The 1218-nt window shown below is 63.5% G+C and carries 1 protein-coding gene and 1 tRNA gene; one reads left to right on the top strand and one right to left on the bottom strand.

Features of this window, described 5'->3' with window-relative positions:
• The first annotated feature begins 20 nt into the window (after nucleotides 1–20).
• Nucleotides 21–97 (top strand) — tRNA-Arg (locus AC1DS3_RS38825).
• Nucleotides 98–320: 223 nt separating this feature from the next.
• Here AC1DS3_RS38825 and pyk read toward each other — a convergent pair.
• Nucleotides 321–1218, bottom strand: an 898-nt coding sequence (gene pyk / locus AC1DS3_RS38820) for a pyruvate kinase (protein WP_477129385.1), incomplete at its 5' end; no start/stop codon positions are given.

The following is a 1218-nucleotide window of genomic DNA, read 5'->3' as shown; positions in this document are numbered from 1 at the left end:
ATATAGTCCTGCCCTCGCGTGCGGCTGTAGCTCAGTTGGATAGAGTACTTGGCTACGAACCAAGGGGTCGTGGGTTCGAATCCTGCCAGCCGCACCACCTGACACGCGTAGCAAACCAACGGCTTAGAGAAACTTGTTCTCTAAGCCGTTTTTGCGTTTTGCCTGGCGCCTCACGCATCGCCCGCAATCGCTCAGTAAAGCAGCGCGCTCAGGCCGGCTTTCTTGCCGGCCGCTTCACGTCCGTCACCTGCGAGTTGCTGCGTGAATGCGGTGGTGTACTTCGTGCCTCAAATACCGTTGCCGTGGGCGCCCCGGGGTCTTCAGGCGGCCGGCTGGCCAACGGTTGCGATGCGAAGCAGGTTGGTCGTGCCGGGCGTGCCGAAGGGCATGCCCGCGGAAATCACGATGACTTGCCCAGAAGTGGCAAAGCCCTCGTTCTCGGCCGTGTCGCAGGCATAGTTCGTCATCTCGGTGACGCTCTCCACTTCATGGATGATGACTGCATGGACACCCCAGACCAGTGCCATGGCACGCGCGGCATGCAGGTTCGGGGTCATGCCGATGATGGGGGCATCGGGACGCTCGCGCGACATGCGCATGGCGCAATAGCCTGAGCTTGTGTACGCCACGGTGGTGGCTACGTGGAGAAGCCCGGCAACGCGGCGCATTGCGCTGCCGATGGCGTTGGCGATGTCCGGCTCGGGCGGGGTCTGCGACGCCTCCATGACCTCCCTGTAGTACGGGTCCGCCTCCGTCTGCACGATGATGCTGTTCATCATCTGCACGGCTTCGACGGGGTACTTCCCCGAGGCCGACTCCGCGGAGAGCATGACGGCGTCGGCGCCATCGTAGATGGCGGTGGCAACGTCGGAGGCTTCGGCGCGCGTCGGAACCGGCGAGCTGACCATGGATTCCAGCATCTGCGTGGCGACGATGACGGGCTTGCCCGCTTTGCGGCAAGCCTGCACGATGCGCTTCTGGATGGACGGCACCTGCTCGGCGGGCATTTCGACGCCAAGATCGCCACGGGCGACCATCACCGCGTCGGTTTCGGCGACGATGGCATGCAACTCGGCGATGGCCGCTGGCTTCTCCAGCTTGGCGACGATGCTGGCCCGGTTTCCGACAATCTGCTTGATCTCGCGGATATCCTCCGCGCGCTGGACGAAAGACAAGGCGATCCAGTCGACCCCGAGCGACAAGCCGTAGTCCAGGTCT

Source organism: Cupriavidus sp. 01L46 (assembly GCF_056399905.1).
Note: the sequence above shows the minus strand (reverse complement) of the source record. Positions and strands in the feature narration are given on the sequence as shown.